The 25,219-nt window shown below is 72.7% G+C and carries 28 protein-coding genes and 1 pseudogene; 9 read left to right on the forward strand and 20 right to left on the reverse strand.

Annotated elements, in window-relative coordinates; translation table 11 throughout:
* Positions 1 to 61 precede the first annotated feature (61 nt).
* Together LE181_RS03020 and LE181_RS03025 are read right to left on the reverse strand one after the other, a co-directional pair.
* Positions 62 to 979 carry an alpha/beta hydrolase gene (locus tag LE181_RS03020; protein WP_225659310.1) on the reverse strand — a complete coding sequence of 306 codons (918 nt, stop codon included), beginning with the start codon at positions 977 to 979 and terminating at the stop codon, positions 62 to 64.
* 97 nt (positions 980 to 1,076) lie between these two features.
* The gene (locus LE181_RS03025; RefSeq protein ID WP_225659311.1) at positions 1,077 to 1,988 is read right to left on the reverse strand and encodes a helix-turn-helix transcriptional regulator; all 912 of its coding nucleotides are present in this window, start codon (positions 1,986 to 1,988) and stop codon (positions 1,077 to 1,079) included.
* A gap of 98 nt (positions 1,989 to 2,086) precedes the next feature.
* On the opposite strand from LE181_RS03025, the gene LE181_RS03030 reads away from it, so the two are divergent.
* Positions 2,087 to 2,881, forward strand: a complete 795-nt coding sequence (locus tag LE181_RS03030) for an NAD(P)H-dependent oxidoreductase (protein ID WP_225659312.1) — start codon at positions 2,087 to 2,089, stop codon at positions 2,879 to 2,881.
* A gap of 80 nt (positions 2,882 to 2,961) precedes the next feature.
* Here the strand turns inward: LE181_RS03030 and LE181_RS03035 are convergent, their stop codons facing one another.
* The 5 genes from LE181_RS03035 to LE181_RS03055 form a co-directional block, all read right to left on the reverse strand.
* A complete protein-coding gene (locus LE181_RS03035; protein ID WP_225659313.1) occupies positions 2,962 to 3,450 on the reverse strand; it encodes a glutathione peroxidase in 489 nt (162 codons plus the stop codon).
* Positions 3,451 to 3,572: 122 nt separating this feature from the next.
* Complete coding sequence (locus LE181_RS03040; protein WP_225659314.1) at positions 3,573 to 4,064, reverse strand: hypothetical protein; 492 nt, start codon at positions 4,062 to 4,064, stop codon at positions 3,573 to 3,575.
* A gap of 111 nt (positions 4,065 to 4,175) precedes the next feature.
* Positions 4,176 to 4,478 (reverse strand): hypothetical protein, encoded by a 303-nt coding sequence (locus LE181_RS03045; RefSeq protein WP_225659315.1) that lies wholly within the window; start codon positions 4,476 to 4,478, stop codon positions 4,176 to 4,178.
* A 139-nt stretch (positions 4,479 to 4,617) separates the two neighbouring features.
* Entirely contained in the window at positions 4,618 to 4,932 is a 315-nt protein-coding gene (locus tag LE181_RS03050) for an alpha-amylase inhibitor (protein WP_225659316.1), read from the reverse strand.
* Positions 4,933 to 5,095: 163 nt separating this feature from the next.
* The gene (locus LE181_RS03055) at positions 5,096 to 5,242 is read right to left on the reverse strand and encodes a hypothetical protein (protein ID WP_225659317.1); all 147 of its coding nucleotides are present in this window, start codon (positions 5,240 to 5,242) and stop codon (positions 5,096 to 5,098) included.
* Between the two features lie 89 nt (positions 5,243 to 5,331).
* On the opposite strand from LE181_RS03055, the pseudogene LE181_RS03060 reads away from it, so the two are divergent.
* From LE181_RS03060 to LE181_RS03070, 3 genes and pseudogenes are all read left to right on the forward strand, one after another.
* Positions 5,332 to 5,923: pseudogene (locus LE181_RS03060) on the forward strand (helix-turn-helix transcriptional regulator).
* 96 nt (positions 5,924 to 6,019) lie between these two features.
* Positions 6,020 to 7,234 (forward strand): M6 family metalloprotease domain-containing protein, encoded by a 1,215-nt coding sequence (locus LE181_RS03065; RefSeq protein ID WP_225659318.1) that lies wholly within the window; start codon positions 6,020 to 6,022, stop codon positions 7,232 to 7,234.
* Between the two features lie 88 nt (positions 7,235 to 7,322).
* Entirely contained in the window at positions 7,323 to 7,883 is a 561-nt protein-coding gene (locus LE181_RS03070; RefSeq protein ID WP_225659319.1) for a GNAT family N-acetyltransferase, read from the forward strand.
* Positions 7,884 to 7,962: 79 nt separating this feature from the next.
* Here LE181_RS03070 and LE181_RS03075 read toward each other — a convergent pair whose 3' ends face one another.
* The 3 genes from LE181_RS03075 to LE181_RS03085 all read right to left on the reverse strand — a co-directional run bounded on the left by LE181_RS03075 (position 7,963) and on the right by LE181_RS03085 (position 12,117).
* Complete coding sequence (locus LE181_RS03075) at positions 7,963 to 8,559, reverse strand: DUF2867 domain-containing protein (RefSeq protein ID WP_225659320.1); 597 nt, start codon at positions 8,557 to 8,559, stop codon at positions 7,963 to 7,965.
* A gap of 142 nt (positions 8,560 to 8,701) precedes the next feature.
* The gene (locus tag LE181_RS03080) at positions 8,702 to 10,294 is read right to left on the reverse strand and encodes a carboxylesterase/lipase family protein (RefSeq protein WP_225659321.1); all 1,593 of its coding nucleotides are present in this window, start codon (positions 10,292 to 10,294) and stop codon (positions 8,702 to 8,704) included.
* A 116-nt stretch (positions 10,295 to 10,410) separates the two neighbouring features.
* Positions 10,411 to 12,117 (reverse strand): CocE/NonD family hydrolase, encoded by a 1,707-nt coding sequence (locus LE181_RS03085; RefSeq protein ID WP_225659322.1) that lies wholly within the window; start codon positions 12,115 to 12,117, stop codon positions 10,411 to 10,413.
* Positions 12,118 to 12,232: 115 nt separating this feature from the next.
* Here LE181_RS03085 and LE181_RS03090 point away from each other — a divergent pair, with 115 nt between their 5' ends.
* The 3 genes from LE181_RS03090 (at position 12,233) to LE181_RS03100 (ending at position 14,269) form a co-directional block, all read left to right on the forward strand.
* Positions 12,233 to 12,949: a TetR/AcrR family transcriptional regulator gene (locus tag LE181_RS03090; protein ID WP_225659323.1), complete on the forward strand. Its 717-nt coding sequence runs from the start codon at positions 12,233 to 12,235 to the stop codon at positions 12,947 to 12,949.
* A gap of 96 nt (positions 12,950 to 13,045) precedes the next feature.
* The gene (locus LE181_RS03095; RefSeq protein WP_225659324.1) at positions 13,046 to 13,492 is read left to right on the forward strand and encodes a VOC family protein; all 447 of its coding nucleotides are present in this window, start codon (positions 13,046 to 13,048) and stop codon (positions 13,490 to 13,492) included.
* Between the two features lie 45 nt (positions 13,493 to 13,537).
* Positions 13,538 to 14,269 (forward strand): tyrosine-protein phosphatase, encoded by a 732-nt coding sequence (locus LE181_RS03100; RefSeq protein ID WP_225659325.1) that lies wholly within the window; start codon positions 13,538 to 13,540, stop codon positions 14,267 to 14,269.
* Positions 14,270 to 14,272: 3 nt separating this feature from the next.
* Here LE181_RS03100 and LE181_RS03105 read toward each other — a convergent pair whose 3' ends face one another.
* Together LE181_RS03105 and LE181_RS03110 are read right to left on the reverse strand one after the other, a co-directional pair.
* Complete coding sequence (locus tag LE181_RS03105) at positions 14,273 to 14,788, reverse strand: GNAT family N-acetyltransferase (RefSeq protein WP_225659326.1); 516 nt, start codon at positions 14,786 to 14,788, stop codon at positions 14,273 to 14,275.
* 39 nt (positions 14,789 to 14,827) lie between these two features.
* Positions 14,828 to 15,637 carry a DUF6424 family protein gene (locus LE181_RS03110; protein WP_225659327.1) on the reverse strand — a complete coding sequence of 270 codons (810 nt, stop codon included), beginning with the start codon at positions 15,635 to 15,637 and terminating at the stop codon, positions 14,828 to 14,830.
* Positions 15,638 to 15,962: 325 nt separating this feature from the next.
* Here LE181_RS03110 and LE181_RS03115 point away from each other — a divergent pair, with 325 nt between their 5' ends.
* Both LE181_RS03115 and LE181_RS03120 read left to right on the forward strand, forming a co-directional pair.
* The gene (locus LE181_RS03115) at positions 15,963 to 17,177 is read left to right on the forward strand and encodes a GH25 family lysozyme (RefSeq protein ID WP_225659328.1); all 1,215 of its coding nucleotides are present in this window, start codon (positions 15,963 to 15,965) and stop codon (positions 17,175 to 17,177) included.
* Between the two features lie 120 nt (positions 17,178 to 17,297).
* The gene (locus LE181_RS03120; protein ID WP_225659329.1) at positions 17,298 to 18,023 is read left to right on the forward strand and encodes an LppU/SCO3897 family protein; all 726 of its coding nucleotides are present in this window, start codon (positions 17,298 to 17,300) and stop codon (positions 18,021 to 18,023) included.
* Positions 18,024 to 18,065: 42 nt separating this feature from the next.
* Here the strand turns inward: LE181_RS03120 and LE181_RS03125 are convergent, their stop codons facing one another.
* The 8 genes from LE181_RS03125 to LE181_RS03160 all read right to left on the reverse strand — a co-directional run bounded on the left by LE181_RS03125 (position 18,066) and on the right by LE181_RS03160 (position 25,169).
* Positions 18,066 to 18,521 (reverse strand): phospholipase, encoded by a 456-nt coding sequence (locus tag LE181_RS03125; protein ID WP_225659330.1) that lies wholly within the window; start codon positions 18,519 to 18,521, stop codon positions 18,066 to 18,068.
* Between the two features lie 458 nt (positions 18,522 to 18,979).
* Positions 18,980 to 20,173 (reverse strand): saccharopine dehydrogenase family protein, encoded by a 1,194-nt coding sequence (locus LE181_RS03130; protein WP_225659331.1) that lies wholly within the window; start codon positions 20,171 to 20,173, stop codon positions 18,980 to 18,982.
* Positions 20,174 to 20,240: 67 nt separating this feature from the next.
* Entirely contained in the window at positions 20,241 to 21,404 is a 1,164-nt protein-coding gene (locus LE181_RS03135; RefSeq protein ID WP_225659332.1) for an AAA family ATPase, read from the reverse strand.
* A gap of 126 nt (positions 21,405 to 21,530) precedes the next feature.
* Positions 21,531 to 22,232 carry a ribonuclease H family protein gene (locus tag LE181_RS03140; protein WP_225659333.1) on the reverse strand — a complete coding sequence of 234 codons (702 nt, stop codon included), beginning with the start codon at positions 22,230 to 22,232 and terminating at the stop codon, positions 21,531 to 21,533.
* Positions 22,233 to 22,317: 85 nt separating this feature from the next.
* Positions 22,318 to 23,247 carry a hypothetical protein gene (locus LE181_RS03145; RefSeq protein ID WP_225659334.1) on the reverse strand — a complete coding sequence of 310 codons (930 nt, stop codon included), beginning with the start codon at positions 23,245 to 23,247 and terminating at the stop codon, positions 22,318 to 22,320.
* Between the two features lie 121 nt (positions 23,248 to 23,368).
* The gene (locus tag LE181_RS03150) at positions 23,369 to 23,563 is read right to left on the reverse strand and encodes a ferredoxin (protein WP_225659336.1); all 195 of its coding nucleotides are present in this window, start codon (positions 23,561 to 23,563) and stop codon (positions 23,369 to 23,371) included.
* Between the two features lie 35 nt (positions 23,564 to 23,598).
* Positions 23,599 to 24,813 (reverse strand): cytochrome P450, encoded by a 1,215-nt coding sequence (locus LE181_RS03155; RefSeq protein ID WP_225659337.1) that lies wholly within the window; start codon positions 24,811 to 24,813, stop codon positions 23,599 to 23,601.
* A gap of 158 nt (positions 24,814 to 24,971) precedes the next feature.
* On the reverse strand, positions 24,972 to 25,169 hold the full coding sequence (locus LE181_RS03160) for a ferredoxin (protein ID WP_225659339.1): 198 nt from the start codon (positions 25,167 to 25,169) through the stop codon (positions 24,972 to 24,974).
* Positions 25,170 to 25,219 lie beyond the last annotated feature (50 nt).

Genomic DNA, 25,219 nt, shown 5'->3' on the forward strand with positions numbered 1-25,219 from the left:
GAGGCCGTGTCCGCGTCATCGACTCCCAGGACCGGGATCGTCCGAGGATCGCGGTCAGTCCCTACGATTGCGTCATCCGGTCGCGCAGCCACGAGTCGACGCCGCTCAGCGCGGTCCTGGCCATTGCCGTGGGGTGGCCCGTGAAGCCGTGGGGGGACTCGGGGTAGACCCGGAGCTCGACGTCATTGCCGGCCGCTGACAACCGGCCTGCCAGCGCCAGGTTGTCTTCCAGCAACACGTCTGCGCTTCCGACGACCAGCAGCGTCGGGGGAAGCCCCCACAGGGCGCCGTAGAGGGGAGAGATGTCGGGGACAGTGCGGTCTTCCACATGGCCGGCGTACGCCTGGATGAAGTATTCGTCCGCGATGCGGCGTCCGGCCGGGGTTCGTGCGCTCAGGTCGTAGGTCCCGAACTGGAGCGCAGCGCCGGTGAACCGGTCAACGGCACCTCTGTCCCTCAGCCGGAGCAGGGTCGCCAGGGCGAGTGTGGCTCCCGCGGAGCTCCCGCCGATCGCGAGCCGGGACGTGCCGAAGCGGGGACCGGCTTCTTCGACGAGCCAGAGCGCCGCCGCCTCACAGTCGTCGGGTGCCGCCGGCCAGGGGTGCTCAGGGGCCAGCCGGTAGTCGACGCTGACAACGGCGATGTGGAGGGCGTCCGCGAGTTCGCGGTTGCGCCCGTCGCCTCGTGCTGCGGAGTCCATGTAGAAGCCGCCGCCGTGGATGTCCAGGTAGACGCCCCGTGGCGGACCGTCGGCAGGAGTGAAGATCCTGACGGGGACGCACGCTTCCGCGGCTTCGATCGTCTCTTCGACGGCAGGCGGATCGGCGGCAGGAGGAGCAGACCTCTTCGCTCGGGCCTCCTTGAGCTCGTCCAGTGTGGCGGGGCCACGGCCTGCCGCCCTCGACTTGTAGAAGTCACGAGCTTCATCGACCTGCTGCGCGGGCACGTCGGCGAACAGTGCGTCCAGCGCGAATCGCACGCGTCCCTCCTCATCACTCGGGTCTCGACTCCACGGTATCCCGGCCTGCGGCGCCGGATTCGGCGCCCCCGGGCCGATCCGTCCGTCGTCCCGACGGCTACCCGGCGCGCGCCCCGGGCACCTCCTCCGCGGCCGTTGCCAGCCGGGCCAGGGCTGCGGCGTCCCGGCTGCCCTCGTCGGCACTGAACACATACACGACCAGGCCCACCTCACCGGGCGCCGCCGGCACGTGCAGCGTCTCGTAGTCCAGGTGCAGCAGCCCGGCCACCGGGTGCCGCAGCCGCTTGCGGCCCGCGGCGCACATCACGACCTCGCCGGTGGCCCAGAGCCTCCGGAACTCGGCGCTGCGTCCGGACAGTTCGGTGATGAGCCCGGCCGGTTCCGCGTCGTCGGGGTAACGCCCGGCGAAGACCCGCAGCTGGCCCACGGCCTCGACCGCCCTGTCCTCCCATTCGGGGAAGACGTCCCGGGAGGCGGGGTCGAGGAAGAGGTACCGCGCCTGGTTCCGGTCGCGGCGACCGGGCTCGGCCAGGCCGCCCATCAGCTCGGCGCCGAGGGCGTTCCAGGCCACCACGTCGAGGCGATGGTCCGTCGCGAAGGCCGGGAGGTGGGCCATGGCGTCCATGACGCGCTGCAGCAGGGGACTCACCCGGGCCCTGGGCGCGGGGCCGCGCCGGGCGCCGGCCAGGGTGGCGAGGTGCCTGCGCTCCGCCCCGTCGAGACCGAGCGCCCCGGCGAGCGCGTCGAGCACCTCGGCCGACGGCTGGGTGGCCCGGCCCTGTTCGAGCCGTACGTAGTAGTCCACGCTGATGCCCGCCAGCTGGGCCAGCTCCTCCCGGCGCAGCCCGCGCACCCGCCGGCGACGGCCGCCGGCCAGCCCTACGTGCTCGGGCGCGACGCGCTCCCGGCGAGTGCGCAGGAAACCGCCGAGCGCCCGCCGCGGATCGCCGACCCCGTCGATGCGGTGGTCCGCACTGTCTGTGCGCTCCCTGTGGTCCACGCTGTTCATGCGTTCCAGTATGGGTGGCCCTCGCAGTACCAGGATCACCGATCCGGTGGTCGAACAGGGTGCTGGCTGCTCCGCAGCGATCGCGAGAGCGTAGCCGCATGAGGGAAGCCACACCGCAGCAGCAGAAGAAGATCCTCGTCGTCAGTGCACACCCGGAACCCCGTTCGCTCACCGCCTCGCTGACCGCCTTCGCGGTCGAGCACTTGCGCGCGGCAGGTCACGAGGTACGCCTGTCCGACCTCTACGCGATGAAGTGGAAGGCGACGGTGGACGCCGACGACTTCCCCGACCACCCCGGGGACCGCCGGCTGCAGGTGATGGGCGCCTCGGAGCACGCCACGCTGGCGGGGCGGCTGTCGCCGGAGATAGCGGCGGAGCAGGAGAAGGTCCGCTGGTCGGACGCGGTGATCCTGCAGTTCCCGATGTGGTGGTTCTCGGTGCCGGCGATCCTGAAGGGCTGGATCGACCGGGTGTTCACCAGCGGGTTCGGCTACGGCCCGGAGGTGCCCCCGCCCTACGGCGAGAGCGCCCTCGCGGGGCGCCGGGCGCTGGTGTCGGTGACGGCCGGCGCCCGCGAGTCGGCGTTCTCGGACCGGGGCGTCCACGGTCGGCTGGAGGACGTCCTCCACCCGCTCCAGCACGGCTTGTTCTGGTTCACCGGCATGGCGCCCCTCGAACCGTTCGCGGTCTTCGGAGCGAACGACCTGCCGGAGGAGCGGTTCGCGGTGGCGCAGCAGGAGTACGCGCGACGGCTCGACGGGCTCTTCACGGACGAGCCGGTACCGTTCCGGTCCCTCGTCGGCGGCGACTACGACCGTGCCATGCGCCTGCTGCCGGGTGTGGAGGCGCCGGGGGCGGGCGGACTGGACCTGCACGTCCGCCCGCGTGGCTGAGCGGCCGGTCCCGGTCCCGGACCCGCTTCCGGGACCGGCTCCGGCCCGAAGTATGCGCCGCAGGCCGCCGCGGCACGGGATCAGGCCGGCAGTACGGCCTCGACGGCGGCGGTGACCTCGGGGGCGTCCGGCTCGGTGCGGGGGCTGAACCGGGCGACGACGGTGCCGTCGGGGGCGACGAGGAACTTCTCGAAGTTCCAGCGGATGTCGCCGGTGTGGCCCTCGGCGTCCGGCGTGCCGACGAGTCCGGCGTACAGGGGGTGCCGGTACTCGCCGTTGACGTCGGTCTTCTCGGTCATGGGGAAGGTGACGCCGTAGGTGGCCGAGCAGAAGGCGGCGATCTCCTCATGGGTGCCGGGCTCCTGCCCCATGAACTGGTTGCAGGGGACGCCCAGGACCGTGAAGCCGCGCTCCGCGTACTGCTGGTGGAGTTTCTCCAGTCCGGCGTACTGCGGGGTCAGCCCGCACCGGGAGGCGACGTTGACGACCAGGACGGCCTTGCCCTTGTACTGGGCGAGGTCCGCGGGGCCGCCGTTGAGGGCGTCGATTTCCACGTCGTGAAGGGACATGTCGCTCCTTGTGTTCGTCATCGGTGAGGCCGGTGCGGCTGGTGTACCCGTTGATTGTCGCCGATCGGCCCGGGACGCCACGTGCCGCTGCCCGGCGATGAAGAGCCTTCGCTGTGGGCGCGTCAGGCCGGCCGCGCGGTGGCGGCCCGCCCACGGAGCAGGAGGTTCTGGGTGGCCAGGCCGATCGCCAGGTACGCGTACAGCGACGCCGTGCCCAGCATTCCGGCGCCGGCCGCGTGGTCGATCCACAGGCCCAGTGCGCCGTGCGCACCCACCGAGGCCAGCCACCATCCGGTGGTGGCCGCCGTTCCCTTGCGCAGTACGTCGCCCCCGGGACCGTGCCACACCCGTACGGTCCGTGCCCTGGCCGCTCCGAAGCCCGCCGCCACGGCCAGGCTTGCGGCCAGGAGGACGACGGGCAGCGTCGTCAGCGCGTGGTGTTTCAGGACCGATGCGATGCCGAAGGCGAGCCCCAGGGTGCCGAGAACGCCGAGGATCATGGGGGCGATCAGTGAGCCGGCACGGCGTACCCGGCGGGTGCGCAGTTGGCGTCGTACGACCAGCGCAACGACCACCACGGCCACGACGACGGCCCCGCCGTGCGCGCTGTGCATGTGTGTACTCCCCCCGGTGGCACTGTGCTCGGGCGGCCGTGCCGCCCGGTCCATTGTGCGCGAGCGTCCGCGAAGTCCTGCCTGAGGGGTGGCCCGGCTTCGAGGGACGGCCTACGAGTGCAGGCTGATCAGCATGATGCCTGCGAACGTCATCACCAGGCCGGCGAGGGCCAGGACGACTCCGCGGATGCGGAACCGCGTCACGCTGGTGCCCGCCGCGAGCGTTGCGGGCGTGCCCAGACTGTCGAAACCGCCGAGAGAGCCCTGGCCGCCCAGCCGGCGGTAGACGCGTTCGCTCCGGGCCTGGGCGCTCTGTGACATGGCGGCGGCCACACCGCCGATGTCGAAGGCGAGGCTGATGCCGAACAGGGCCGCTGCGGCGCCCAGCGCGGTGAAGACTATCGGCACGATCATGGCCTGAATCCTACGGTCTCCACCTCGTGCACCAGGGCCCCCGGGTGGCCCCGGGTCACCGCCGCGACGGGCGCGGGGCCCGGCGGCCGCCGTACGGGGCGGTGACCGGGGCAGTCACCAAGGGACGCCGGTCAGTGGGTCAGCAGGTGACGACCTTGCCGTAGGAGCCCCTCCCCCAGTGCCATTCCCACTGGTAACCGGGCTGGTAGGTGAGGCAGCGCGAGTCGGGTCCCCAGTCGATGACGACCTTGAGGTGCATCGCCTCCTGGCAGTTGTTGGTCACCTTCACGTACTTCTCGTGCTTGATGACGTCCCGCTTGACGCAGGCGGGGGCCGTCCCCGTCACCTTGACCCCCGCGGGTTCGGCTGCCGTGGCCGGTGGAGCCATGACCAGACCACTGCCCAGGACGGCGGCGGCCATGATGCCGAGGGCGGCGCTCTTGCAGATCTTCATGGTGGTGATCCCTTCAGATCGCGTTCAGGGCACGTCTGTCCCAGCACGGGACCTACCCTGCTGCACACGAAGCTCACCCGACGTTGACTCACGAGTCAGTCTGTCGGGGCATCCTGGGGGCGTGAAGGGCAAATTCCGCCTGTGCGCACGCGTCTGGAGGACATCAGTCCAGCTCGTAGCCGAAGGTGTACGGGAAGGATGATTCTCCGTGTCCGGCCGTGAACGTGCCGGTCGTCGCCGTGACGTAGACGATGACGTACTCACACGACGTCCCCACCGCCTCGATGCCCCCGGAGAAGGCGTTGATCACCGAGGCGCGGGCGAGCCGGGACCGGATCCGCCCTGCTCGGCCGGCGCCGGCTCCTCCGCCTGCTCCTGCTGCTCCAGAACCGCGGGCGCATGACGGCCACCGAGCTCGCCGCCGAGCCGGAGGTGCCGGTCCGTACCGTCTACCGGGACGTGGAGGCGCTCCAGGCGTCGGGCGTCCCGGTCTGCGCCGAGCGCGGGCCCGTCGGCGGCTACCGCCTGATGGACGGCTACCGCACACGGCTGACCGGGCTCACCGATGCCGAGGCCGACGCGCTGTTCCTCGCCGGAGCGCCCGGCCCCGCATTCCTGGCCGTGGAGGTCACGGACACGGGCTTCGGACGGCCCGCCGGCTTCGACCTGGCCGCCCACTGGCAGGAATCCTCGCGACGCCTGGAAGCCACGTTCCGCCAGGCGACCGAGCACCTGCGGATCTCTTCCCGGGCACAACGGCTGCTGCCCGTGCAGTTCGGACATGCCGGTACCCGGGCCCTGGAGAGCGCCGGGCCGCCGGACGACGAGGGCTGGGTGCGGGTGGACATGCCGGTCGAGTCGCCGGCCGTCGCGGTTCGGCGACCTGCTCAGACTCGGCACGGAGGCGGAGGTCGTCGGACCGCCGGCACTGCGACAGGCCGTCGCCGAAGCCGTGACCGTTCTGGCCGACCGCTATGCGGCCGGGCCCTGAACCCGCCAGGCTGTCCCTGCCTTGTCCTGTGCGTCCCGTCCGTTTCGTGGACCTCCCCGGCGGTGAGCCGAAGGCTCCGCCCTGAGAAGGAGTGACATGCCCACCTTGCGCTCCCGGCCGCGGCTGCTCGCCACGGCCTGCACCCTCGCCACGTGCATAGCCACCTGCACGGCCCTGGCCGCACCTGCCGCCGCGGCGGCGCCCCGGCCCGAACGGCCGTCACCCGCCGCCGACTGCGCGCTCAAGGGCGGGACCGGCTGGACCGACGAGGGCCATGACACCGACCGTGCGCAGTTCCGGCGTGCCACGGGCGTCCACCGGGTCCTGACGCTGTTCGTGGACTTCCCCGACGCCCGGGCCACCGACCCGACCGCCGCGTACGCCGGCCTCCTCGCCCCCGCCGCCGAGTGGATGCGCACGGCCTCCTACGGCCGCTCGCAGCTGGACCTCACGTTCGCGCACCGGTGGATCCGGATGCCGGCGGCGTCCACGAGCTACGGATTCCAGCGCGGGCTCACCTTCGAGGCCCACGAACGCTACCTCCGCGACGCGGTCACGGCCGCCGACCCGTACGCGGACTTCTCCCGCTACGACATGGTCTACGTCGTCCCCACCAGAGCGGCCGCGGCGATCTCCTTCTCCCCCACCTACCTCTACGACCCGTCCACGCCCGGTGTCACGGCCGACGGCACCCGCGTCAGATGGGCCGTCACCTTCGGCCAGGACATGTGGCGCTGGGGGCACAAGGTCGCCGCGCACGAGACCGGCCACGTCTTCGGCCTGCCCGATCTGTACGCGTTCACCGGAGACACCCACGGATTCGTGGGCGGCTGGGACGTCATGGGCAACATCGCGGGCCACGCCCCGCAGCACCTCGGCTGGCACTCGTGGAAGCTCGGCTGGACCCGTGACGACCAGGTCGCCTGCCTGGCGCAGCCCGGCCGGCGCACCGTCCGGCTGACGCCCGTGGAGCGCCCGGGCGGCACCAAGATCGCTGTCGTCCGCACGGGCGCGACCACGGCGTACGTGGCCGAGTCGCGCCGCGCCGCGGGCAACGACCCGCGTCCCTGTTCCACGGGCGTGCTGATCTACAAGGTGGACTCCGCGGTCGCGACGGGCAACGGTCCGGTCCGGGTGATGAACGGGAGCCCGGCCACCACCCCGCCGGCCGGGTGCGGCCCGCTCGACCTCGCGGCGTTCGGGCCCGGCCGGTCCTTCACCGACCCGGCCGCGGGCGTGCGCATCGACGTCCTCGCGGGCGGCCGCTCAGGAGACACGGTGCGCATCACCGCCACCGGTCAGGCCACTTGAGCCGCCACCGGCTCCCCGGACGGCCGCGCCGACACCCGTGAGAAGATCCACTGGCAGTGTGCGCTGATTCCTGTGGTGGAAGGTGACGATGTACGCGATATCCCTGGGCGACGACGGTGCGGAACTGCGTCCGCTCGAACCGTGGCAGGCCGACGCGTTCCTGGCCCACATCGACCGGGGACGGGAGTTCATCGGGCAGCACAACGGGCTGCCCGACATCGTCACCGACCTCGCGTCGAGCCGGGCGTTCCTCCAGACGTACGCGGACAAGACCGCGGCCGATGCCGGGCGGATCTGCGGCATCTGGACGGACGGCAAGCTGGTCGGCGCCGTCATCCTCCGGCGGATGGACGTCGGGCAGCGCACTGCCGAGGCGGGCTGCTGGCTGGAGCCGGCGGCGGTGGGCAAGGGGCTGGTGACCCGGGCCGTGCGCGTGCTCATCGACTGGGCCGTCGAGGAGCGGGGCATCCACCGTGTGGAGTGGTGGGTGTCGTCGGCGAACGAGCCCAGCATCGCCGTGGCCAGGCGGCTCGGGATGACGAAGGACGGCGTACTGCGGGAGAGCTACCTGTACCGCGGGAAGCGGCACGACGAGGAGATCTGGTCGGTGCTGGCGCCGGACTGGCGGGCGGCCCGGCGGGCGTCCTGAGCCAGTCGGTGAAGGTACCGCCGCCCCGGCGGTGGCGGTACCTGCGCTCGCCGTTCGCCTGCGCGGGACTGTCTCCGCGTCAGGCCGCGCTTTCCTCACGGGTGTTCGCCTGCCACGTGCGTCCGATCGCCCGCAGCAGCGCCGGGTACACCCCCGCGTACCGGAAGGGCTTGATCCCTGCCATGTATACGGCACCGAGCAGCCCGTTCGGCTTGACCAGGACGGCCATCTGACCGCGGTAGCCGCCGGCCCCGTCCGGGACCCAGCCGATGTGCATGACCCCGTGCATGGTCCGGTTGGCTATCTCGGCCGCCCACTCGTCGTGCGTCCGGTAGAGGGAGGTGAACGGGCGCGAGGAGAAGGCGGGCCCCTGGGGCCCGTCGCGGAGGTCCGCCGGCAACCGGTCGCGCAGCGTCTGCACCCGTCCGCCGGTGCCGGCGTCGGGCTTGTCCCAGCCGAGCAGCGCTCCGAGCTTCCAACGGATCGCGAAGAGAGCGCGCGACACGGGTGAGGAGTCGCCTGTCGCGTCGCCTTCCGTGAACTGCCGCACCAGCCGGGGGAAATCGTCGGGACCGCCTGGAGTGGGCAGCGCCCACACGTCCTCGATGTGGAAGTCGCCGGCGATCTCATGGATCCGCCAGGGACGGGAGGTGTGTGCGGTGGTGGGGAGTCTCATGAGCAAGCCCCTCGATCTATACGGCTACGTATAGATCGAGGCTAGCCCCGCCCGTACGCCCCCGTACAGCCGAGTGGGGCGTGAGGGCAGACGCATGGCGACGCCTCGCCGGCTCGATGGGCGCACGGGGCCGTCCGCCGGCCTACCGTCGCGCCGGCTCGACCGATTGCCAGAAACCGCAGTGGTGGTCCGTGCCGAAGGTGTTGATCGTGACGCTTCCCGTGGGGCGCAGGGAGAGGAAGCTGTCCGTGGGGTTGCGGTAGGCGTACCAGCGGGCGCGGTCCTTGCCGTTCGGGTCGAGGGTGGAGACGAAGGAGCTCCAGTAGGCGATCATCCGGTCGGAGAGCTTCTGCTGCTCCTCGGTGAAGGTGACGCCCGGAAAGTCGAAGAGGTAGGGCAGCTCGGTCGCGTGGGCGGCCAGGACGTTCTTGGTGCCGAAGAACTGCTGCACACCGGACCAGGCGACGGGGGCGGGGTCCGCGAACTCGTAGGCGTACACCGGCATGTGCGGGGAGAGCGTACGGTTCAGCGAGCGGGCCCGGCAGGCGAAGTCGCCGTCCGTGACGGCGTGGCCGTAGGCGAGCCCGGCGTCGCCCTTGTGGGCGCTCCGGGGGTACGCGCGGGCGATGACCCCGCCCTTGGCGCCGTAGTGGGCCTTCAGGCCGGGGACGAACTCCTGCTGCGGGACCTTGCCGGTCAGGGTGTAGGTGACCTCGTCGTGATTGGTGCCGTTGAGGACGGGCACCTTGACGGCCGGGACGCCGGAGACGGGGCCGGGCAGCAGGGCCGTGCCGTACGAGAGGGTGCTCACCGAGGCGGCGGGCGCCTCCGGGATCGCGGAGAAGCCCTTGGCGCCGTGCCGCGGCGGGCTCGTCAGGGCGCTCGCGGGCAGGGCGCGCAGGCAGCCGGCGGCCGTGGCCTCGACGAAGCAGCCGAGCGACGCGGCGAAGGCCGTGCCGGCCTGCTGCGCGGCGCCGGCCTCCCGGCCTCCGCACGGGCCGCTCTGCAGGATCGCGGCGCGGAACAGGCCGCGGGAGGCCGGGGAGTTGAGGAGGGCGCAGACGGACGCGCCGCCCGCGGACTCACCCGCGACCGTCACCTTGGCGGGGTCGCCGCCGAACGCGGCGACGTTGCCCTTGACCCAGCGCAGGGCCGCCTGCTGGTCCATGAGGCCGTAGTTCCCGGTCTCCTTGCCGTCGGCGAGCGCGGGGTGGGCCAGGTACCCCAGGGCCCCCAGCCGGTAGTTGATCGTGACGACGACGACGCCGCCCTGCGTGGCCAGCCGCCGGGCCGGGTACGCGTCGCCGCTGCCCCAGCTCAGGGCGCCGCCGTGGAGCCACACCATGACCGGCGCCCGTTCCCCGCGGCGCCGCTCCGGCGCCCACACGTTGAGGAAGAGGCAGTCCTCGCGGCCCGTGGCCGCCGCTCCGGCCACCCCCGGCTGCGGGCACTGCGAACCGGGCATGGTGGCGTCCCGGACGCCCTCCCACGCGGAGTGCCGCTCCGGGGCGCGCCAGCGGCGCTGGCCGGTCGGCGGTGCGGCGTACGGGATGCCTTGGAAGAGCCGGTAGCCCTCGCGGACCGACCCGCGCAGCCGTCCCGACGTCACGGTGACGACGGGCCCGTCGGCCGCGTCGGCCTCGTCCTCCAACGGGGCGCAGCCCGCAACGGCCAGCAGGAGCACGGCCGCCGCGGCGAGCAGCCGGATGGACCTCGACCTCGCCGGTGGCAGCACGGTGCCTCCTGAGAGACGTCACGGAGAGTCGGCATTCGCACTGTATGCGCGTCGTGCCGGCCCCGCCGCCGGGGAGCCGCCGTCCGGGTACCGGCCGTCCGGGCCGCTCGTGTGCGTCAACCGGCGTCCCCGGGGAGCATCAGTGCCGAGTCCGCGTGCAGGGTGATGCGGACGGGCGTGACGTCGGTGGCGTCGACCGCCGGCTCCCCCGTGCCGGGGTTGCGGGCGTAGCGGGGGTGGGCGCCGCCGCTGATCTGCCAGCGGATCCGGTGACCGGCGGCGAAGCGGTGGGCGGTGGAGCTCATCGGGACGGTGACCTTCGCCGGTTCCTGCCCGGGCGTCCGCAGCGGGGCCAGCCCGTCGCAGACGTTCGTGGAGCGGCCCTGCGCGTCCACGTCGCACAGGCGGGCGAAGATGTCGGCGTATCCGGTGTCCGTGGAGACGGTCAGTCGTGCGGTGACGGGGCCGAGGACGTCCACGGGCCCGGTCAGCGGCGGGCTGGTGAACGTCAGGACGTCCTCCCGGGCTTCGAGTGCGCTGTTGTCGCGGGGGCCGGCGGTGCGGGCGAGCAGCGGGCCGCCGACGGACGGGGTGGGATCGGCGGGGTCGTAGCGGAAGGAGGCCAGCGGTGCGGAGTCCGTGGGGGCCAGTTCGGTGAGGTGTCCGCCCGGGGTGGGGAACCACACCGTGGTGGCCGGGGCCGGATCGCAGGACACGGGCGGGGGCGGTGGCCAGTCGTCGAGGTCCCGCCACGCGTTGTCGCCGCCGAGGTGCACGCGCACCCGGGTGGGGCGCAGGCCGGAGGGGTCGTCGCACAGGTGCGCGCGCAGCCAGGCCAGGCTCTCGGCGAACACCTCGGGCCAGCCCTGCTGGAGGGCGGAGGTGTGGGTCCAGGGTCCGACGAGCAGGGCGGTGTCGCAGCCGGCCCGGCGCAGCCGGCCGTACTGCTCGAAGGTCTGGTCGGCCAGTACGTCGTGCCACCCGGTGATCAGGGCGGTGGGGACGTTCAGCCGGTCCGCGGCCTCCCCGACGGACGTGCCGGACCAGAACGGGTCGTCGGCGTCCGGGTGTGCCATCACCTCGTCCAGCCAGGGCACTTCGCCGAGGGCGGCCACGTGCGCCCGGCGCAGCGGTCGCGCGGTGACGATCGTGCGCAGGTGGCGTTGCAGGCGCATCGTCGCCTTCACGAGGGGGACCAGTCCGCGGTGCTGGGTGGTCATGGCGGCGCCGAGGATGAGGGCGTCCTCCAGGTGGAGTGCGCCGCCCGCGTGGAAGAGGGCGTGGGGATCGTGCAGCCCCACCTGCACCACCATCGCCTTCAGTTCCGGCGGCGGGTCGAGGGTGAGGGCCCACTGCACGTGGCCCAGGTAGCTGGGGCCGACGGTGCCCAGCGTTCCGTTGAACCAGGGCTGCTCCCGCAGCCAGGAGACCGTGGCCTGTCCGTCGGCGGCCTCGTCGCGCCACAGGTCGAACCGGCCGCCGGAGCCGCCGGTGCCGCGGCAGCTCTGCAGGACCACGTGGAAGCCCTGTTCGGCGAAGAGGATGCCGTACAGCGGTGACCAGGGCAGGCCCCGGCCGTAGGGCGAACGCACGAGGAGGGTGGGGAAGTCGCCCGCGGTGCGGGGGAAGTAGTGGTCCGTGATCAACGGGCTGCCGTCTGCGGCCGGAACGACCAGTCCGGGCTCCCACCCGACGTCGTGCCGCCTGGGCGGGAGCCCGCGCCAGGTCGCCCGCATGATCCGTGAGGGCAGTGGCGGCTTCCCGGAAGGCGGCGTCCAGGCCGCGGCCCTCGGCGCGGCGGCGTCACGCGTGGGTGATGTCATCGTTCCCCTCCACCATTTCTCGTACGCAGTACGAGAATAGATGATAGGGGATGCTGGAATGACATCCACCCGTAGCGCGGCCGCAAGGGAACGCGAGAGAAGGAGTACGAAGATCGTGACCGGTGACGGCGGGTCGGGCGCTTCGGGCGTCGACCCCCAGGAGCTCTGGCTGACGTCCGACCGGCCCCGCAGGGGGCGCAGGCCCGCCTTCAGCCGTGAGGCGATCACGGCGGCCGCCGTCGCCCTCGCGGACGCGGAGGGGCTCGACGCGGTCACGATGCGGCGGGTCGCCTCGGAGGTGGGGGCCGGCGTCATGTCGCTCTACAGCTACGCCCCCGACAAGGCGACGCTGATCGAGCTGATGGTGGACCACGTCAGCGGCGAACTACCGGTGTCGGACGCCCCCAGCGGTGACTGGCGCGCCGACCTCAAGGCCATCGCCCACCTCCAGCGGGCCCTCATGCTGCGACACCCCTGGCTGCCCGCCGCCCTGTCCACCCGCCGTTCGCTCGGCCCCAACACCCTGGCCTTCCTGGAACGCGCGCTCGCGGCCCTGCGGCCCACCGGGCTGGACGGCGCGGCGAAGCTGGAGGTCTTCGCGCAGCTGACCGGGTTCGTGGCCGGGCACGTATCGCATGAGATCGCACAGGCCGCAGCCGCACGATCGCCCGAGCGGGCCGCCGCCGAGGCCCGCTACCTGGCCGTCGTCGCCGCGGACGGCCACCACCCGGAGCTCGCCGAAGCCCTCTCCGCCCCCGGACGCGCCCTCACCCCCGAGGCCACCTTCACCCGGTTCCTCAACCGCCTGGTCGACGGCCTCGACAGCGACTGATCCGGCAGCCGCGGCCGGGGGCCTGCCGTGGGGACCCACGTGGCACACGCCCGGCGCTTCCGCCCCTCCGGCCCCCGCTCACGGCACAGTGGACGCATGAACGCAGAGGAGAGCAACGCCCTGGCCCGGGCGCACGTGGCGACGAGGCTTCCGGCCCGGAGCCTGGAGCGGGCACGACGGTTCTACGCGCAGCAGCTGGGCCTGGAACCCGTCGACGAACGGCCCGGCGGGCTGCTCTACCGGTGCGGGGGCGTGGAATTCGTGGTCTTCGAGTCGACCGGAGCCTCCCCCGGCACGTTCACTCAGATGGCGTGGACGGTCGACGACATCGAGGCGGTCGTCACGGAGCTCGGGCGGCGCGGCGTCGTGTTCGAAGAGGTCGACGTGCCCGGCTTCCGGACGAGGAACGGAATCGCCGAGATCGACGGGAACTATCCGAGCAAGGGCGCACGGGGTGAACGCGGCGCCTGGTTCCGTGACAGCGAGGGGAACCTGCTGGGGATCGGCGAACCGGTCCGGGACGACCGTTCCGCCGGCACGTGATCTCCGTCGCGGTGACGGCCGTGCCGGCGGGCGTAGGTTCCCCTCGTGAACAGACACCTATCCTTCGAGCGGTTGCACAACTTCCGCGATCTGGGCGGCTACACGACCGAGGACGGCCGGACGGTCCGTTGGGCGCGGCTGTTCCGGTCCGACTCGCTGGGCAAGCTCCAGGGCGCGGACTGGGAACGCTTCGTCGCCCTCGGCGTCACCACCGTCATCGATCTGCGCTACCCCTGGGAGATCGCGGCCAAGGGCCGCGTCCCCGAGCACGCGTCACTGACCTACCACAACCTCAGCATCGAGCACCGTCCCTACGACCAGGCGGCTCTCGGCGCCGACGTCGAGACCGGGCCGTTCCTGGCCGAGCGGTACATGGAGGTCGCCCACGACGGCGTCGAGGAACTGCGCCGGGCCCTGGAAGTGATCGCCTCCCCGGACGGTCCCGTGGTCTTCCACTGCGCGTCCGGCAAGGACCGCACCGGGCTGCTGGCCGCGCTCGTCCTCTCCTTGCTGGACGTGCCGGAGAAGGACGTCATCGAGGACTTCGCCCTCACCGAGCTCGCCACCGAACGCCTCGTCGCCGACTGGCGGGCCGGTCACCCGGGCCGGGAGCCCGCCTGGCCCGGGTTCGGGCGGGCGCCCGCCGACGTGATGCGCTTGTTCCTCGCGGCGCTGGCGGATCAGCACGGGTCCGTGCGCGGCTACGCAACGGACCTGCTGGGCGTCGACGACGCCCTGATCGATGCCCTGCGCCGGAACCTGCTGGAGCCGGCGTGACGGTCAGATCCCGAACGGGGCCGCGTAGCGGACGGTGCCGCCGGGCAGCGGGTGGGCCTCGTCCAGGGCCATGGCCATCATGGCCTCGTCCGGGACGTCGATGGTCAGTCCGATGCCGTGCGCGGAAGCACGGGTGAAGCCGAACCGCGGGTAGTACGCCGGGTGTCCGAGGACGGTGACGTACTTCTCCCCCATGTCGCCGGCCGCCTTCAGCGCGGCACGGACGGCGGCCGAGCCGGCGCCGCTCCTCTGCTGCCCGGGGCGTACGGCGACGGGGGCCAGGCAGAGGGCCGGGGTGTCGTCGATGTGGCAGCGCGTGAGGAGGGCGTGGCCGGTGACGCTGCCGTGCTCGTCGGTGCTGACGAGGGACAGGCCGTCGATCCAGGCGGAGTCGGCACGCAGGGCGTCGACCAGGTCGGCCTCCAGCGGCGTCTCGAACGCGGCGAGGAGGATCTCGCGAATGGCGGGGACGTCGGCACCGGTCTCGGCGCGGGTGATCCAGTCGGTGTGTGGACGCATGGCAGAACGTACCACGCGAGTTCCCCCGGCTTCCTCTTCTTATTGCTGGTGCCGGAACGCCTCCCGGGCCAGCCGGTCGTCGGGCGGGAGGATCGTGGCGTCCCACTCGGCTCCCCGCGCCTCGACGAGTTCGGCAGCGCCGACCTGGGCCTCCGCACCCGCGCCGACCAGGCGCGCCGCGTACGGCGAGCCGGCGTGGGCGGCCAGGACGCGGACGCGGCCGTCGCCCGAGCCGCGCGGGGAGAGGGGGACGACGGCCACCGGCAGGCCCTGTTCGTCCGCCACGAACAGCTCGAAGTCGTCGAAGCGGAAGTGGTCGATGTCCACGATGGGCTTGGGGTAGTGGTGGTACCCGGCCGCGGTCGGCAGCACGCCGGAGTGGGCGCCCGCGGGGAGGGGGACCGAGGCGTTGAAGATGGAGTCCGTCCATTCGGCGACCTGCTCGGCCGTCTCGATGGGCGTGTTCAGCAGGCGTTCGCCGTCGTCGTAGCCGAGGGCGGCGTAGCCCGGAAGGGTGTCGGGGAAGGCCCGCACCAGGCGCACGGCGTAGCGCCGGATGCGATCCACCTTCTTCGGGTCCGCGCAGAACTGGGCGGACCACTCCACGCCGAGCGGCAGGAACACGCAGAACCAGCCGTCCTCGTCCTTGACCCACACCCCGCCGCCGTGGTGGTCCTGGTACGGCCCCGGGGCGAACGCCCAGTCGCCGGTCGTGTCGACCAGCTTGCGCATCAGGTTCCGGCTCGCCCGGTACTGCGCGCTCTCCTTGCGCGGCGGGTGGTCCGCCACGGAGATGGTCCAGGGGAAGTCCTCGTGCCGCGGGTGGGTCGCCCGTTCCCTGTCGTTCATGGCTCGCCCTTCTCCAGGCTTCCCGCCGCCTCCCCGCGGGGCCGCGGTGATGTCCCCGACGGATCGCGTCGCATCGCGTGCCGTGATGGGTCCCACGGGCGGTCCCGGCGATAACCCCGGAGCACGCGAAGCCCACATTCGGACCAGTGGCTCCCGGAGACAGCTGCCGCACCGGGATTCCGGTGGCATGTCCGCGTCGATAGCATCCCGGGGTTGTCCGCCCACCGCTTCTCAGCCCCCGTTCGCCACGGCGTGAGCACAGTGAGGGAGCTTTGCTGTGAGATTCTTGCCGAACCGCCCCCGGTCCTTACCGGACCGTCGTCTCGTGGCCGCCGCCGGTCTGCTGGCGTTCACCGCCCTCCTCCAGCCCGCCGGGGCCCTGGCTGCCGAGCCGCCGCCTGCCGGCCCCGCGCACAGCGCGGAGGACGACCACCACGCCGGCTCCGGCCTCGCCGCCACCGATCGCGGCACGGCTCCCCGCCCCGCGGTGGCGGCCGCCGTACGGGGGCTCGACGTCAGCGGCCACCAGGGGAACGTGGACTGGCCGGCCGTCGCCGCCGCCGGAGCGTCCTTCGCCTACGTCAAGGCGTCCGAGGGGCTGACGTTCAAGAACGAGTTCTTCGCGCAGCAGTACAACGGTTCCGCCGCCGCGGGACTGGTGCGCGGCGCCTACCACTTCGCCCGGCCGGACACCTCGGGCGGCGCCGCGCAGGCCGACGCCTTCCTCGCCGCGGGCGGCGGCTGGAACGCGGACGGCAGGACGCTGCCGGGGGCGCTCGACGTGGAGCGCCTCTCGCAGGACGCTCCCGTCTGTTACGGGCTGGAGCCGGCCGGCATGGTCGCCTGGATCAGCGCCTTCACCGAGCGGTACCGCCAGCACACCGGGCGGTACCCGGTCCTCTACACCAACACCGGCTGGTGGTCCCAGTGCACCGGCGACTCCCGGGCGTTCGCGAACACGTCGCCGCTGTGGATCGCCAACTACAACGGCACGGCCCACCCCTTGCCCAAGGGCTGGCCCGCCTACACGCTCTGGCAGACCTCCGACCGGGGTCCGTTCCCCGGCGACCAGAACGTCTTCAACGGCTCCGAGCAGGACCTGCGCACCTTCGCGAACGGCGACTACACGCCCCCGCCGACCTCCGACTGGCCCGTGCTGGCACAAGGACACCGCGGCCCCCAGGTCACCGCCGCCCAGTACCTGCTCAACGGCCGGGGTGCCGCCCTGGAGGCGGACGGCGCGTTCGGCCCCGCCACCCGCGAGGCCGTCACCGCCTTCCAGCGCTCGGCCGGCCTCACCCCCGACGGCGTCATCGGCCCGAAGACCTGGCAGGCCCTCGTCGTCACGGTCCGGTCCGGCTCCGACGGTCCCGCCGTGCGCGCCGCCCAGCACCTGCTCAACAGCCACGGTGCCACGCTGCAGGTGGACGGCATCTTCGGGCCGGGCACGAGGGATGCGACCGTCTCCTTCCAGAAGTCCCGCAACCTCGGTGCGGACGGCATCGTCGGCCCTGCCACCTGGAAGGCGCTGCTCTCCTGAAACCCCGATGAAATCGAGCTGGGCAACCGGCCTTCCACCCGCCACACTTCAGGGAGCCCACCGAGGCGAAGCCTCTCCCCACCCGGCAGTCCGCAAGCCCCCCGGAGTTGACCGATGCCCATGGAAGTCACCTTATGGCTGACCCCCGAAGAGGCCGCCTTCGGCGTCGTCAGAACCGTCGGTCTGCCGAGGGGGTCGGTCAACGTCCGCGTTCCACCGGTCCGGGACGGCGATCTCATCCGGGTGTCCACCGACAAGGGCGAGGCGCTGCTCCGGATCCGGGTCGGCAGCGTGCCGGCGCCGCAGCCGCCGGGGTCCCGGGCGTCGCTCCTGCGCAGCCCGCTGCTCAAGCCGCTGCTCGTCCTCGGGGCGCTCGGCGTGCTGGTCGTCGTCCTCCTGACCCAGCGCGACGACTCCTCCTCGGCCGCGCCGGGCGCCGGCAGGACCCCGTCGCCGCCGGCCTCCCGCACGCCCTTCTCCCCCGGCCCGGGTGACGGGCACGCGGCTCCGGGACTTCCCGACCCGCTCGCCGGCACCGACCGCCCCACACGCGGCCCCAGCAGGCTCCCCACACCTCCCGCTCCCTACCGCACGGGGACGTGCCTCAACGGGACCATCCCCGACTCCACGACCCCGGTGAAGGTGAACAACGTCGGCGTCGTCGCGTGTTCGTCGTCCGACGCGCACTACCGGGTCATCCAGACGTTCCACGGCACCACCGACATGTCCCGGTGCCGCGAGAACTCCGACACCCAGTACTCCTTCTCCTCCGAGACGACGTTGGGGGGCCGGACGATCAGTTCGGTCGTCTACTGCCTGGTCGGCATCGGTTCCTACGAGAGGTGAGAGGGATTCCCCCGCCGTGGGCCGGGGTCCGTGCCGGTGGAATCAGGTGCCGAGGGCGCTCACGGCCTGGTAGTAGGTCCAGGCGGTGGCGTTGCACGCGGTGTGCTTGGCCCCGCTGTAGGTGTTGCAGACGCGCTTGAGGTCTTCGTGGAGGGCGTTGTCGAGGCGGGCCTTGTTCGCCTCCAGAGTGCCGGTGACCTTGTAGTTGCGGTAGCCGAAGTCGTGGCGGGCGCAGGAGTTCCGGAAGGGGAAGCCGAAGGGGTTGTCGGGCGACTTGGAGCAGTAGTCGGTCGACCAGTCGAATCTGTAGGAGGCCCAGGCGCCCTGGTTCTGGCGGGCGGCGTTCCAGGCGTTGGAGCTGGAGGCGCTGGTCTGGGTCCAATGGGCGAGAACCTGCGCCTTGTCCGCGGGGACGGCGGCCTGGGCGGGTGAGGCGAGGGTGACCACGGCGGTCACGGTGAGGGCGGCTGCGGCCAGGGGGGTGGTGAACCGGTGCACGGAGATCCTTCGAGGGGCACCCGCACAGGTGCGCGGGAGGGATGACCAGGAGCTGTGCTCTGCTCACCGGCGGAGATCGCGAGCGGGAGCAACGCGCCTCATCCCAGCCGATCATGCAGGGGCCTGTCCATGTCACACGGCGGAGATGACCGGAACGGGGTGGACGGAGGAGGGGCGGGCCTGCGCCGGCATGTCCTGAAACCAGCGCTCCGCTTTTCCGGGAGGCGCCGGGCAGGTGCTTCGCCGGCTCGTCCTCCGCGGTCCCTCAGCTCGGCTTTCCGGTACTTCCGCTTCCGCGGGGTGCGCGCCCGGCCGGACCCGGACCGCACCGGCTGTCCGGCTTGATCCTTTCGGTCGGCCCGTGCAGTTGCACGGGCCGGCGCCGGCACGGAGCCCCTTTCGGGCTACGCGCCTGACGGTCGGATCCGGCGTGGGTTTGGCGCGGATTCAGCGTGGGTTCATCGTGTGTGGACGACGCGGAACGGGATCCCGGCCGCTTGCAGCCGGCCGATCAGCGCGTCGCCCATCGCCGTCGCCGGTGTGACCTGGCCCGCGGTCTCCGGCAGATCGTCCAGGGCGAGGCACAAGGACGCCTCCGCGAGCATCTTCGCGGTCTCGCCGTAGCCCGGGTCTCCGCCCGTGACCTCGGTGAACACGCGGCGGCCGCCGCCCTCGCCGACGAACCGCATCCGGAACCAGCCGGCGGCCCGCTGCCGCGCACTCGGCCCGCGTCCCGCGGGGTAGCGGTTCATCAGCCAGGTCCTGGCGGGCGGCAGCTGCGCGACGGCCGCCAGCGCGCCCAGTCCGACCGGCCCCGCCAGGGCCACGGGCAGCGTCTTCACCGACGCGTAGTGCCGGTAGCGGAAGTCGGGGCCGTAGCGTTCCAGTGCGGCGGCCGAGCGGCCCACGACGAGCGGGTCGAGCGTGGGCAGCGGCAGCGCCCACGTGCCCGTCTCCTTGCTGAACCGCGGTGCTCCCAGCGGGGTTCGGACGCGCCGTCCGGCCGGCGGCTGCTCGTGCCGCCGCCGCTCCCGTGCCGCCGCGGCCGCCTGCCGCTGCCGCCCGATGATGGTCAGGGACGAGGCGAGCGTCCCGCCGGAGATCAGTCCCGAGGCCCGTACGAAGCCGTCCACGCTCAGCGGGACCTTCTCCGGCAGCTGCTGGACGGTGAAGTACACGCCCAGGTCGTGCGGCACGGAGTCGAAGCCGCAGGCGTGCACGAGCCGCGCGCCGGTCTCCCGGGCCTGCTCGCCGTACCGCACGAACATCAGGTCCACGAACTCCGGCTCACCGGTGAGGTCCGTGTAGTCGGTGCCGGACTCCGCGCAGGCGGCGACCAGTTCCTCGCCGTACCAGATGTACGGCCCGACGGTCGAGGCCACGACGTGCGTGGACCCGGCGAGCGCGCGCATCGCGGCCCGGTCGCCCGCGTCCGCGGCCACCAGCGCCAGACCGGCGGCCCGCTCGGGGTCGAGCACGGCCAGCCGTTCCCGCAGCTTCTCCAGCTTTTCCCGGCTGCGTCCGGCGAGTGCCAGCCGGCAGTCCCGCGGCGCGTGCGCCAGCAGGTACTCGGCGGTGAGCTCCCCCACGAAGCCCGTCGCCCCGAAGAGCACGACGTCGTAGGGGCGTTCCGTACCGGTCTGCCTGTTCATGGCACCTCCGTCACAGGGTTGCGTCACGGGAGACCGTAACGCGTGCAGGATCGTTTCATCTCCTGATTCAGCGCTTGGGCCAGTGCCACAGCGGTTCGTCCATGAGCCCCTGGCCCGCCACCTGCGTCTGTCCGAAGTCCTTGACCAGTTCGACGACGTGGGCGCCGGGGGCGAGGGCGGCGGCGAGCGGGCGGGCGTGGGTGACGACCACGATCTGGCTGTGCCGGGACGCCCTGCGGATCAGGCCGGCCAGCGGCGCGAGCAGGTCCGGGTGGAGGCTCGTCTCGGGCTCGTTCAGGACGAGGAGCCGCGGCGGGCGCGGGGTGAGGAGGGCCGCGGTCCACAGCAGGTAGCGCAACGTTCCGTCGGAGAGCTCGGCGGCGGTCAGGGGGCGCAGCAGTCCGTGCTGGCGGATCCGCAGTTCGAAGCGCGTGCCGAGCAGGCCGATGTCGACGCGACTGCCGGGGAAGGCGGCGTCGACGGCCTCGTCGAGCGCTTCGTGGTCGCCGGTCTCGCGGATGGTCTGCAGGGCGGCGGCGAGGTCGGAGCCGTCGCCGCTCAGGACGGGGGTGCGCGTGCCGATGTGGGAGGCGCGGGCGGGCGCGTGGGCGTCGGTGCGCACGTGGTCGTAGAAGCGCCAGTCGCGGATCTGCTCGCGCACGGCGAGCACGTCGGGGGCGTGCTGCGGGTCGGCGACCTCGCCGAGCATGGAGTCGTACGGGCGGATCGCCCCGGCCCGGCGGTGCCAGGTGCCGTCCAGGGCGCGGACCTTCACGGCGCGGCCCTTGCGTTCGGAGAGCAGGGCGGCGGGGCGCAGGACGGGGCCGCTCCAGATCGCCTCGGACTTGATTTCGGGGTCGAGGGCGAAGAGGGAGGTGGTGGACGTGCCGCCGGGGTGTCCGAAGTCGACGGCGTATCCGAAGTCGTCCCCGGCGAAGCCGAGGCGCAGGCCGGCGGGGGCCGTGGAGGTCGTGCCCTGGACGGGGTGCAGGCCCTCGCGGACGGCACGGCCGGTCTTCTCCGGGCCCGCCCAGAGCGTGGACGGGAGGCCGCCCTCCCGGGCGAGCGCGGCCACGGCGCCGCCGCGCGCGGCGTCGGCGAGCAGTTTCAGGGCGCGGTAGAGGGAGGACTTGCCGGTGCCGTTCGCGCCGGTCACCACGTTGAGGCGGTCGAGGGGGACCACGAGGTGGCGCAGGGAGCGGTAGTTCTCGACGGCGAGCGTGGTGATCATGTGTTCGATCGTACGGGGCCGGCCGGTGGTGCGCGGAGCAGCGACGCCGCTGCGGGCGGCGGCTCTCGCGTGCGGCTCCTCCGTGCGCAGCCGGCCGCCGGTGGGTCCGGCGGCCGGCCGCGTCGCTCACGCCTGGGCGGCCAGGTCGCGGCAGGCCGGGTGGCCCCAGCCCTTCGCGTTCTTGGCGATGGACTCCCCGGCCGCGTACGACTGTCCGCAGACGCACCGGCCCGCGAACTTCGCGCGGAGGGTCTTCGTGCCGCGTGCGGAACCGCCCGCCGCGGCCTTTCCGGACCTCGCCGCACGGGGCTTGCCCTGCGCGGGCTCGGGGCGGGGGGCCGGCACCGGCAGGACCGACGCCCCGTGGGACGTTCCCGCCGGGAGCTGGGCGGTGGCCGCGTCGCTGGCCGCCTGGTCGGCGATGGCGTTCAGGTGGTCTCCGTCCACCTGGTGCGCCGGTACGTAGCGGAATTCCACCGGGCGGCCCGTGAGCAGCGCGTCGATGCGGGCGACGAGCTCCTGGTTGGCCACGGGCTTTCCGGCAGCGGTCTTCCAGCCGTTGCGCTTCCAGCCGGGCAGCCACTTGGTGACCGCGTTCATGGCGTACTGCGAGTCCATGCGCACCTCGATGGGCACGGCCGGGTCGGTGGCGCCGAGCAGCTGCTCCAGTGCGGTGAGCTCCGCGACGTTGTTCGTGGCCCGGCCGAGCGGGCCGGCCTCCCAGCGCTCAGGGGTTCCCTGCGCGTCGGCTATGACCCAGGCCCAGGCTGCGGGCCCCGGGTTGCCCTTGGAGGCCCCGTCACAGGCGGCGATGATGCGTTCAGACATGTTCCGATGATCTCAGCTCGGGGCACGGTCGCGGCGCAGGCCCGGCGGGGGCGCCGGCCGCCCCCTCGTCGGCGACGACCGGCCGCTAGGCCGTGAAGCGCAGCGCGCGCAGCAGTTCGTCGTCGTGGGCCCGGCGGGCCTTCTTCAGCATGCGGCGCAGTTCGGGGGTGTCCGCCGGTCCGGAGACGGTGACGGAGAGGGTGAGACCGTTCCGGTGGAGGGCCAGCGTGTGGGAAGGACTGCCGTCGCCCAGTCGACGGGTCGCCTCGACGAATCCGCCGTCCAGGTCGGTGCAGGTCGCCGGGCCGGGCAGGGTGGTGTCGGCGCAGGGGGACGCGTTGCCGGGCACCACCTCGTACTGCAGGGTCTCCCGTGCCGTGCCGGAACCGGTGTAGCGGTAGCCGAGCCGGAACCCCTGGCTCGACACACTGCCGTTGCCCGCGTCGATCGTGTAGCCGTCGGGGGCGTCGGGCACGAGGAGCTGCTTGCGGGACAGCGACGAACCCTCCAGCAGTGAGGCGAGCTCCTTCGTCCGGTCTCCTTCGTACCCGGACCAGGCCAGGAGGGCCACGGTGCCGGCCACCGCCGTCCCGGCCACGGCGCGGGCCGCCCGGCCGGGGACGAACAGCGCCGCGACCAGTGCGTACGGCACCCCGCACCAGAGGAAGAGCGTCGCGTCGCCACCCAGGTCGACGTCGCCGGAGAGCCGGGCGCGGTAGGCGAGCGCGACTCCCGCGCTGCCGCCCAGGAACACCGCGACCGCCCATCCCAGGCGTCGTCCGGCCGTGCGGCAGGCCGGCACCACGTCCCGGACGGCGGTGCCGGCGGCGAACAGCCACGCCACCATGGCCGCGCTCCCGGCCCCGAACGCGGCTGCCAGGCCCGGCAGGCCGCCCGCCCAGGCCCAGAAGACGCCGACGCTCCAGCACACCGGCACCAGGGCCGCTCCCGCAGCCCAGACCGCCGCCAGGCAGAAGGCGACCTGCGTCCGGCGTGGACTTCTCACTCGATGCATGGGGCAAGCATGCGTAAGTGTGCCGGGAGGCGCCTGAGTACGCGTACTCAGGTGATCCACACGGGCCGAGGTCCCGCGACCGCTCGCACGGTCGCGGGTCCCGCCGTGGTGGCCGCGCCGTTCAGTCGTCGGCGAGGGCGACCGCCTGCACCGGACAGGACATGGGCACGTCGCGTACGCCCGGGTCACCCGCCGCGTCCTCGTGCCCCGGGAGCAGGGTGACCAGCCCGTCGTCGTCCTGGGTGAAGACGGCGGGCGCGGCCAGTACGCACTGGCCGGCGCCGATGCACCGGTCGCGGTCGATGGTGATGCGCATGGTGCGGTCCTTCTCCGTTCCCCCGGCCCGGGTCGTCACCAGGTGACGGGGAGTTCGATCGGGCCCTGGGCGTCGTGGCCTGCCTTGATGGGCACCTCGTCGAGGGGGACGGCCAGCCGGAGGTCCGGGATGCGGGCGAAGAGGGTGCCGAGGGCGATTTCGAGCTCGGCGCGCGCGAGGTTCTGCCCGAGGCACTGGTGGATGCCGTGGCCGAAGCCCACGTGGTGACGTGCGGACCGCCGGATGTCGAAGGTGTCGGGGTCCTCGTACGCGGTGGCGTCGCGGTTCATCAGCGTGATGGAGACGATCACGGCGTCGCCGGCCTTGACGGTCTCGCCGCCGACCTCGATGTCCTCCTTCGCCAGCCGGACCATGTAGTCCGAGACGGAGGTGAAGCGCAGCAGCTCCTCGACCGTGGCGGAGATCAGGCTCGGGTCGCGCCGCAGGGCGTCGAGCTGCTCGGGGTGCTGCAGGAGCGTGAGGGCTCCGAGGGCGATGGCGTTGACGGTGGTCTCGTGACCGGCCACCAGCAGGACCAGGGTCATCAGGACCAGCTCGTCCAGGTCCAGCTTGCCCTCGGCGAGCTGGACGGCGATCAGCTCGTCCAGCAGGCCGTCCCCGGGCTCGTCCTTCTTCCTCTGGACCAGGCCGTGGAGGTACTGGTGCAGCTGGGCGAAGGCCGCGTCGGCCTCGGCCGAGGTCGCCGCACCCACGAAGTCGCGCGACCGCTCCTCGAAGAAGTCGTGGTCGCCGTAGGGGACGTCGAGCAGCGCGCAGATCGCCATGGAGGGCACGGGCAGGGCGAAGGAGGACACCAGGTCGGCGCCCGGGCCCTTCTCCAGCATCGCGTCCAGCAGCCGGTCCACGTCGCGCTGGATCATGGGGCGCAGGGCGGCCATGCGCTTGACGCCGAAGCTCGGGATGAGCATGCGCCGCTGCCGTGCGTGCTCGGGGTCGTCGACGCCGATCAGGGGGAACGAAAGCCCGCCGCGGCCCTCCGTGCGCTGGACGACGACGGGGAAGATCGGGTTGCCCCACTCGGAGGACAGGCGGGGGTCGGCGAGCAGGGCGCGCCCCTCGGCGTGTCCGGTCACCAGCCAGGCCATGCGGCCGTCGAAGAGCCGCACCTGCGTCAGCGGTGCGTCGCCGCGTAACTGCGCGTAGCTCTCCGGCGGCTGGAACGGACAGGTCCTGTCCTTGGGGAAGGCGGGGGCCGATGCCCCGGTGGGGCGGATGTCGGTCTCGGTCATGTCGTGCCTTTCAAGCGATCGGTGGGCCTTGCGCACCCCGGCCGGTGCCCGGTCGTCCCGTCCACCTTTGGATGCTATGTGCATGAATTGCCGGACGGCAGTGGGTGATTCCCTAGTGTTCCCCGGCTGCCGGCGGTGGGCCGGCGGGTCCCCGGGAGTTACGCGTCGTGGATCTCGATCGCTCCCGACGGGCAGAACCGCTCCGCGTCGCGGACCTCGGCGCGCAGGCGCTCGGAGGGCCGGCTGACGAGCAGCACCACACAGCCGTCCTCGTCGTCCTGGTCGAACACCTCGTCGGCGGCCCGGACGCACTGCCCGGCGCCCACGCACCTGTCCCTGTCGATCGTGATCTTCATCGTGGTTCCTCAGCGTCTGGAATGCGGCGAGCAGCGCCCGCGGGCCGCGG

Source organism: Streptomyces sichuanensis (assembly GCF_020328095.1).
Taxonomy (GTDB): domain Bacteria; phylum Actinomycetota; class Actinomycetes; order Streptomycetales; family Streptomycetaceae; genus Streptomyces; species Streptomyces cinnamoneus.